The sequence below is a fragment of the Candidatus Binatia bacterium genome, from assembly GCA_036382395.1.
Taxonomy (GTDB): domain Bacteria; phylum Desulfobacterota; class Binatia; order HRBIN30; family HRBIN30; genus JAGDMS01.
Window position 1 is genome coordinate 1 of the sequence record DASVHW010000464.1, and the last position, 8,057, is coordinate 8,057.

Sequence of the window (8,057 nt, forward strand, 5' to 3'; positions counted from 1 at the left end):
TTCCACGGCGTCGCCCCGGTATCAACGGATGGTTGCGCATCATGGTACAAGGACGCCTTCTACGCCGTGTCAGTCGTCCCAGACTCCAGGCTGGTACTCTCCTCGTTGCCGCGCTCCTGAGCGCGGACACGCTGTTCACCAGCGGATGCAGCTGGGCGCGGATGAGTACGTCCGGTCCGAGCGGCGCGGTGCCAAGGCCACAACAGCTCGTGCTCAGCGTGCGGGAGCCGTCGGGGCTGGCCCGCCATCACTGGCCGATCACGGCGGGGGTGCCGTTTCCGTCCGGCGCCGTGCGTGACCTCTCGCGGCTGGTCATCACTGACGATGCGAACGCGTCAACGCCGCTGCAGAGCCGCGTGCTCAGCCGCTGGTCCGACGGGAGCGTGCGCTGGGCCCTGCTGGACTGGCAAGCGGATCTCCAGCCGCGGCAAGAGTGCCGGTACCGCGTGGCAGCCGGAGAGCCGGTTGCTGCGGGGTTGGGGGTGAAGGTGCGCGAGCGGGCCGACCGCATTGATGTGGATACCGGCCCGCTGCAGTTCAGTGTCCCGAAAGACCGCTTCGCCTGGTTGCAGCAGGCGCGGCTGGGTGGCGACGAGATCGTCAGCGGCGCAATCGATTCGGCGTTCAACATCGATGGGAAGCGCGTCGACGCGCAGGTCCCCACCGCCGTGAGCATCACGGAATCCGGGCCGCTCCGAGTTCGCATCGAGATCCGCGGGCATTACGCGGCGGCGTTCGACTACGTTGTCCGCGTCGATGCCTTCGCCAACCAGCCCTTCGTCCGCATTTTCCATACCTTCGAGCAGCACAGCCCCGAGTCCTACACGTTCGTCCGCCAGATCAGCGCGACGATTCCGCTGGCGTTGCGCGGCCGGGCTTGGTACCGCGCCGGCCAAGAAAAGGCGGCGGAGTTCTCCGGGAAGTTGACGGCAGACGGCTTCACGCTGGTTCAAGAGGACAACGAGACGCTGCGTGTGGGGGCTGCGCCGCGGCCCGGGCACGCAGCCGGCTGGGCCGACGTCGGTGACGACAAGCACGGCGTCGCGGTCGCGGCGCGCTTCTTTTGGCAGCAGTATCCGCAGAGTTTCAACCTGCGGCCGAACGGGATCACGTACAACCTGTGGGCTCCGGAGGCGACGCCCGCCAGGGTCGGCATGGGCACGGCCAAGACCCACGAGGTGGTGCTGTATTTCCACGGGAAAAAGCCGCCGCCGCAGATCACGCTCACCGCGGCTACCGAGCCGGTGCTCGCCTGGGTGGATCCGAACTGGATCGTGGCCACCGGCGCGCTGCGCAACAGCGTCGCACCGTCTCCTGCCGCCGACCCCTTTCTCGGTGAACTGGCTGCCGCCTACCAGCGCTATCAGGCGGGCGCCGCCAAGGAACGGTGGGATGACAGCGGCTACGTGAAGTGTCCCGATCCGGCTCACGAACGCCCGCGCCACGGATTCTTCGGCATGTTCAACTGGGGCGACTGGAACTATCCCGGGTACCACGACACCACCAAGGGCTGCGACGCGTGGGGCAACCTGGAGTACGACATGACACAGGTGCTGGCGCTGGCGTATGCCGCCACCGGCGCGCGCGCGTACCACGAAGGCATGGTGGCGGCGGCGCGACACTTCATGGATGTCGACCACATCTACTACGACCACGAGCGCCCGAACTGGACGGGGATGAACCATCCGAAAAATCCCCTGCACTTCACCTTCGAGCTCGGTGGTGTCGATATTGGCCACACGTGGACCGAAGGCCTACTGTCCTACTACTATCTCACCGGCGACGAGCGTGGCTTGGACGCGGCACGCGGTATCGCGGATTATCTGGTCAACCGCCTGCAGACCGGCGTGCCCCGGGGCAATCCTCGGCAATGGGGCTGGCCGCAGATTGCGCTGGTGGCGACGTACGAGGCCACAGGCGACGCCAAATATAGAGACGCCGCGCGGGCGTATGCCCAGAAAGGCATGGCCGCGTACGCGCCTGACAAGATCAAAGACTGGAAGGTGGGGATCTTGGCGGAGGGATTGGCGTACACCCATTCGGTGACCCAAGACCCCGCCATTCGGCGGTGGCTGGCAGGCTACGCGGCCGCGGTGGGCGCGCCCCATGCGTCGGCCGACCCTCGCTTCCTTCCGGCCTTGGCCTACGTCGGACGCGTCGATGCACGGGCGGAATATACGCGTGGCGCGAAGGCCGCGCTCTCAGGTCTGAAGTTCGGCAACTGGGGCAAGCCATTCACTATTGCTGGCCGGCTCGGCTTCGCCCTGCTGTCGCAGGCGCGGTCGAGTGCCCCGGTGGAGACGCCGGGCCCGTAACCGCCGGGCTTCGAAAGCCCCCTGCGCCAGGCAGAGTACACGTTGCGCGCTCGTGGCGTGCTGACAGAGGTCTGGCGGCGTGCTAGCGAGGACACCTGAGAGAAGGAGGAGTCCCATGCGCAAGCTCTATTACCATCCGTTTTCAACATTCGCCCGCCGCGTCCGTATTGCCCTGATCGAAAAAAGTATTCCGGCAGAGCTGGTCGAGGTCGATATGGTGGCCCGTGCCCACCGCGCGCCCGCGTACCTGGCACTGAATCCCTATGGCCGCGTCCCGACCCTCGAAGAGGACGGCTTCGTCCTGTACGAGTCGACGGCAATCCTGGAATACCTGGAGGCGACGCATCCGACGCCGCCGCTCGTTCCCGCCGAGCCGCGCGGCCGGGCGTTGGTGGCGATGCACATGAAACTCTGTGACCTGCAGCTGGCGCGGCAGACCGGTACCATCATCTTTCCTAAACGCTTCCTGCCCAAGGAACGCTGGAACGAAGAGGCCATGGCGCAGGCGAAGAAGGAGATCGACAAGCACCTCGAAGTGCTCGAGAATCAGTTGAAGGGCAAGGAATACCTGGTGGCCGATCGCTACAGCTTGGTCGAGGTCTGCTACACGCCCTTTGTGGAGTTTTTCCCGCTCGTCGAGGTTACCCCACCACCCGCGGTGGCGGCGTGGACGGCGCGCATGCTGGAGCGGCCGAGCGCCAAGGAAACCAGACCGCCGGTGTAGATCGGAACACTGGGCGCAGCGCCCGGGGTGGAATCGTACGCACCGTGCGCGATCATTGCCTGTCGACGGTTGACTCGCGGCCTGGGTTGCTAAGCGGCTTTACGAGGCCTCCCACGCTGCGGCGAGGTGAATCTGCCACGCCAGGTGGACTGCCACTGGCGGCCCGGTCCTCCCTGCTGAACCTCCATCTCTTCGGGGTGTTGGACGGCATAAATCCGCCCCAAGAGCGCTTTCGGGTCGGTCCAGCGACCCAGGGCCGCCCTCAATACTCGGTCCTTGGGCTCCCAGGCAACAAATGGCTTGCCGTCTCTTTCAATGTGAACTTGCCGAAGAGAATCCATCTTCTTCAGAGCGCCCTTCTTCATGGCCTCTATTATGGACACTCTGAGTCCGTGATTCAACCCCGATTTAATCGATATTCGTGGAGACTTCCGAGGCCTGAGGTAATTTGACGGCCTGGCCGCGAAGCAGTACGGTCCGCGTCCGGAGGATGCTGCCATGAATGGACGATTTGCTCGGAAAATCACGGTGATAACGGGTGCGGCGACAGGGATCGGGGCGGCAACGGCTCGGCGGTTCGCTGGCGAAGGGGCGATCCTTCTCTTGGCCGACGTGAATGAAGCAGAGGGAACGAAACTCACGGAAGAGCTGTCAAAAGCGGGTGCGACGGCCCAATTCATCCGCACCGACGTTCGTAATGCAACGGAAGTGGAGGCACTGCTCCAAGCGGCGGTCGACCGCCACGGTGCACTGCATGTCCTGTTCAATAATGCGGGTATCGGCGCGTATGGGAAGACCGCCGACCTGGACATTGAAACCTGGCATCAAGTGATCGCCGTGGACCTGGACGCGGTATTTTACGGCATCCGAGCGGCCATCCCGCGCATGAAGGCCGGAGGTGGCGGGGTCATTGTGAATACGGCTTCGATTTCCGGCATGTTCGGCGACTATGGCTTGGCGGCCTACAATGCTGCCAAGGCTGGCGTGATTAACCTGACCCGTACCGCGGCGATCGACTATGCGCGGGACGGTATCCGCATCAATGCCGTATGCCCTGGACCGGTGGAGACGCCGCTGCTCAACCCGATACTAATGTTGCCGACGGCACGAGAAGAGTACGCCAGGCTGGTGCCCATGGGGCGTGTGGGAAAGCCGGAAGAAATTGCCGCGGCGGTGGCCTTTCTGGCCTCGGAGGATGCTTCCTATATCACCGGCACGACCCTCGTAGTGGATGGTGGGGTGACCGCGGCGACCGGCCAGGCGAATTTCAGCCGTTTGATGGGAGAGTAGTGTCGCTCAGCCTTCGGGCCGCAGTCTGGCCAGGGCCTTGAAGGCCTTTTCGAATTCCCACTCCACTAATGCCCCGGCGAGCAGCACGGGACCGTGGCCCACTCGCACGTACACCCCCGTCGTGGCAGGGTTGCGATCGCCGATCTGCAGGACCAGGGGTTCGGTATGGTCTTGCAGCCGCAACTGGAGGGTGTCCCGCGGCTGTTGCAGACCGTAGTCCTTCAGCTCGGCGCCGGTGGTGGGGATCTCCGCCAGCCGGCTCATTTGACCGAGGGTACGCAGGAAGTCCTCAATCGCACCGGCCGGTTCCGTTTCTTGCCAACTGCCGCCCACCCGCTCGGTCTCGAGCGTGCGCCCGCCGCGCTCGAACGTGATCCCAACGACGTCGGCCGGCGCGAAGTCCAGCAGCGGTGACATCACTTGCGTCGGCTCCCGGGTCGGAACTTCCCTGGCAACTTCGTCAGGCCTGGACAGGTCTTGCGATGGCGCCGGTTCGAACCAGAGGTAGGTGCCCACGGCGAGGACCAGCAGTGCCAAGATGGCCGTGCCGCGCCAGCCCATGGCTAGGCGCTTCCCCGCCGCCGCCGGCGCCAGGTGATGAGCAGGCCGAGCACGGCGAAGAGCGACGGTTCAGCCACCACCGCGATCCAGAAGATGAATCGACCCTGCCAGGCGGTGAGAAAGACGGGCGAAAGCGAACTGTTGGGCAATCCCTTGCGCCGGATGGCGATCAGCTCTTCGTCTTCGGCCAGCACCCCGACGCTGCTCATGAACAGGTCTTTGTTGCCGAGCAGGTTGAGGTACAGATTGCTGGCAAAATCGGAGTCTCCGAACACGATCATGCGACCGATCTTACCGGTGCCGGCCGCGGCGTTGGGTGCTGCCTTCTCGGTATCGCCCTTTGGCCCGCCGTCGCCTTCCGTAGTGTCCGTCACCATGACGCCCACGGGTACCGGGCCAGGTTTGTCCTTTTCACGGCGAAACCGCACCGTGCCTTCGGGCACCGTGCCGTCGTCAATCCGCGCCCAGCTCTCGGGGCTCGTGAGTGCGATCAGCAAGACCTTGAGGCGTTTGTTCTCGGTGTCCTCAATCGGTGAGAGGCTGCGCGCCAGCGCGAACACCGCGGCGGTGTCGAGGTTCTTGTGGAACGTGCTCTCGTCGAAGATCGGCACGCGGGGCATGAAGCTGTCCGCGCCATAGAGACGGTTGCGCTCATCCACGATGATGTCGTTGCCGGCGCGGATGTTGAAGCCTGCCAGAAACTGCACCACCGATTCCGGCGCATTGGGGTCGAGCAGCAAGAACACCCGGCCACCGCCGTCCAGGTAACGCGACAACTGGTCCGCCTCCCCGGGGAGCAGGCTGTGTGTCGGACCGGGCAGGAGCACCACCGTGCAGCCGGCGGGAACCCCGTCGGCGGGCAGGGTCGTCAGGACCGTGATCTGGAAGTTCTCCTTCTCGAGCGCCTTGGCCACCTGGCTGTAGCCGCTGCGGTCGCCGGCATCCTGCGGGCTGTGCTCGCCATGTCCGGTGAGGAAGCAGAGGGCGCGTGGCTTGTGGCGGGTGAGCTTGAGCAGCCCGTTGGTGATTTCTTCCTCGTCGACGTTCCGGAGTGTATGGAGCGTGCCTTCCGCTTCCATCACGCCGGTGTTGAAGCTGCTGATGCCATACTGCTTCGCCAGCGCCGGTGAACGGTCCAGATCCAGCAGCCGGTACGAGACCATGTGCGAGGCGTCGCCGAAGAGTTGCAGCAGGTCCTCGTTCTGGCGCCGCTGCCCGTGATCCTGGCCGTTGTAGAAAACCGTGATCCGCACCGGGACATGCAGTCCCTGTGCAACGCGGCGGGCTTCATCCGAGAGCACAAAGCTTTGCGTCGGGGTGAGATCGAAGCGGACATTGTGGCGCTCCGCCAGCAGCAACAAGCAGGAGACCAGGACGCCGGCGAGGACGACCTGCAGCGCCATCAAGGCGGCGTGCCGGGAGGCGTGACCGAACAGGGTGAGGCGCACTTACCGCACTCCCCGCCACTTGCGCGCGCTCAGCGATTGCAGCGTCAGGAACAGGAAGAAGCCGGTGAAGAGCGCAAAGAACGCCACGTCGCGCGTATCGATGACGCCGCGCGAGAAGTTGTAGAAGTGGTCGAACAGCGACAGCCGCAGCAGGACGTGGATGAGGTGTTCACTCGTCGCCTCCTCGTTCCACGTCAGGAACCAAAAAAACACCAGGATGCCGTACGTGCCCATGGCGCTCACCACTTGGTTCTCCGTCAGCGAGGAGATGAACAAGCCGCACGCGATGAACGCGGTCCCCAGCAGGAAGATGCCAAAATAGGCAGCCAACAGCGGACCGACAGCGAAGTGGTAGAAGCAATAGAAGATGATCGGGCCGACCGCGGTGGCGAGCAGCGTGATCAGGAAGAAGATCCAGCAGGCGAGGAATTTGCCGATGACGATTTCGCCGTCACGTGCCGGGTAGGTCCACAGCAGCTCGATCGTGCCCAGCTTCTTCTCCTCGGCGAACAGCCGCATGGTGAGCAGCGGCAACACCAGCAGGGCGCACAAGCGCATGTCGAGGAACACGTACTGCCACAGGCCGGTGGGCAGGACGTAGCCGCCGAAGAGGATGAAGAAGATCAGATCGCTGTAGAAGAAGTACCCGCTCAGAAGAAGGAAGATGGCGAGCAGGACGTACGCGATGTACGAACTGAAATAAGAGCGCAGCTCACGCCGACAAACGACTAGGAATTTCATGGTCCGTGGGGGAAGCGTTCTGCTCCGGATTGAGCAAGCTCAGGAAAATGGCTTCGAGCGATAGAATCACCGGCCGGAGCTCTTGCAGCCGCCACTGTGCGGTGACGCAGGCGGCGAGTTCAGCGCGCAGGTCGCGCTCTTTTTCAGTGGTGACGGTGAGCGCGGCCAGACCGTCGGGCGCGGATCTGGTGGGCTCGACATGCAGGACACCAGGGACCGCCCGCACGCGGTCGACCACGGCCTGGGTAGGTCCGAGCACCTCCAGATAGATTTGCGACGTTTGCCGCAGGCGCTGGCTGAGGTTGTGCGGTGTATCGACGGCCAGCAGGCGCCCGCGGTTGATGATCATGACCCGGTCGCAGGTGGCCTCCACTTCCGACAGGATGTGCGTGGAGAGGATGACGGTGCGTTCGCCGCGCAGGTCTCGAATCAGCCGGCGCATCTCGGCCACCTGCTCGGGATCCAGCCCTGCCGTCGGCTCGTCCAGGATGAGCACTCGCGGCTGGCCGATCAACGCCTGCGCGATGCCCACCCGCTGCCGGTATCCCTTGGAGAGGGTGCCGATGATCCGGTGCGCCATGTGCGCCACACCGCAGCTCTCCAATGCCCGTTCGATGTCCGTGCGCCGCTGACTGCGCTCGACGCCCTTCATCTCGGCCACGTACCGCAGGTACTCCCGCACGGTCATGTCGAGGTACAGCGACACGCGCTCGGGGAAATAACCGACGATGCTGCGCGCCCGCAGCGGTTCCGCCACCACATCGTAGCCGCCAACCAGGGCGCGCCCGCTGGTCGGCGGAAACACACCGCCAAGGATGCGCATGGTAGTGGTCTTGCCGGCGCCGTTGGGCCCCAGGAAACCGACAATCTCGCCGCGTTCGACCTGAAAGGTGACGTCGGAGATCGCCGCGAACGACCCGAAACACTTGGTCAGCTGCTCAGCCCTGATCATAAACGGGGCTATCCTAGTCAAGCTGC

The 8,057-nt window shown here is 64.3% G+C and carries 7 protein-coding genes; 3 read left to right on the forward strand and 4 right to left on the reverse strand.

All coding sequences use genetic code 11. The annotated features are described in order from the left end of the window. Positions 1–161: 161 nt before the first annotated feature. From VF515_22840 to VF515_22850, 3 genes are all read left to right on the forward strand, one after another. A complete protein-coding gene (locus VF515_22840; GenBank protein ID HEX7410465.1) occupies positions 162–2,315 on the forward strand; it encodes a beta-L-arabinofuranosidase domain-containing protein in 2,154 nt (717 codons plus the stop codon). A gap of 115 nt (positions 2,316–2,430) precedes the next feature. Continuing rightward, positions 2,431–3,039 (forward strand): glutathione S-transferase family protein, encoded by a 609-nt coding sequence (locus VF515_22845; GenBank protein HEX7410466.1) that lies wholly within the window; start codon positions 2,431–2,433, stop codon positions 3,037–3,039. Between the two features lie 498 nt (positions 3,040–3,537). Next, positions 3,538–4,329, forward strand: coding sequence for an SDR family NAD(P)-dependent oxidoreductase (locus VF515_22850; GenBank protein ID HEX7410467.1), 792 nt, complete (start codon positions 3,538–3,540; stop codon positions 4,327–4,329). A 6-nt stretch (positions 4,330–4,335) separates the two neighbouring features. On the opposite strand, the gene VF515_22855 is transcribed toward VF515_22850, so the two are convergent. The 4 genes from VF515_22855 to VF515_22870 form a co-directional block, all read right to left on the reverse strand. Beyond that, entirely contained in the window at positions 4,336–4,890 is a 555-nt protein-coding gene (locus tag VF515_22855) for a DUF4340 domain-containing protein (protein ID HEX7410468.1), read from the reverse strand. Positions 4,891–4,892: 2 nt separating this feature from the next. After that, positions 4,893–6,338, reverse strand: a complete 1,446-nt coding sequence (locus tag VF515_22860) for a GldG family protein (protein HEX7410469.1) — start codon at positions 6,336–6,338, stop codon at positions 4,893–4,895. Further along, positions 6,339–7,079, reverse strand: coding sequence for an ABC transporter permease subunit (locus tag VF515_22865; protein HEX7410470.1), 741 nt, complete (start codon positions 7,077–7,079; stop codon positions 6,339–6,341). After that, positions 7,051–8,057 (reverse strand): ABC transporter ATP-binding protein (locus VF515_22870; protein HEX7410471.1); only part of this gene is annotated, 1,007 nt, incomplete at its 5' end. The genes VF515_22865 and VF515_22870, both read right to left, overlap by 29 nt.